The organism is Burkholderia sp. AU31624 (assembly GCF_020420065.1).
Taxonomy (GTDB): Bacteria; Pseudomonadota; Gammaproteobacteria; order Burkholderiales; family Burkholderiaceae; genus Burkholderia.
The window spans coordinates 1-523 of sequence record NZ_JAIZRT010000028.1; the positions used below are offsets into that span (position 1 = coordinate 1).

General features: G+C 51.2%; 1 tRNA gene and 1 rRNA gene. Both read right to left on the reverse strand.

Annotated features, from left to right (window positions below):
* A 23S ribosomal RNA gene (locus LGM89_RS37065) occupies positions 1-109 on the reverse strand; the annotation flags it as partial.
* 290 nt (positions 110-399) lie between these two features.
* A tRNA-Ala gene (locus LGM89_RS37070) sits at positions 400-475 on the reverse strand.
* Between the last annotated feature and the right edge of the window lie 48 nt (positions 476-523).

The window sequence follows — 523 nt, forward strand, 5'->3', positions numbered from 1 at the left end:
TACGGATCAAAGCTTGTTTGCCAGCTCCCCGTAGCTTTTCGCAGGCTACCGCGTCCTTCATCGCCTGTGATCGCCAAGGCATCCACCACATGCACTTGTTCGCTTGACCCTATAACGAGTCTGTCTCATCGACAGTCGCTACAGGTTGAGTTCTCGCGTTGTGCCGTATTCCAATTGAGTCAAACATAGAGTTCGAATCATCTTGAGATACATCGATACAATCACAACCCGGATAGTTTCCACGTCCATCTCGAGACGCTTCCGCTATCCAAATTACTTGCTTCTTCCAGATTGTTAAAGAACGACAGCCGATACGTACTACGTATCACTCTGACTGGCTCAATCGCCAATGCAAAATTCTCGGTTCAGTGTCTGAACCAAGCCCTTAGCGTTGGTGATTGGTGGAGGCAGACGGGATCGAACCGACGACCCCCTGCTTGCAAAGCAGGTGCTCTCCCAGCTGAGCTATGCCCCCATGAGTACAGATTTGCCTCAGGGTGTACCGCCACACAAGACGGTGGTG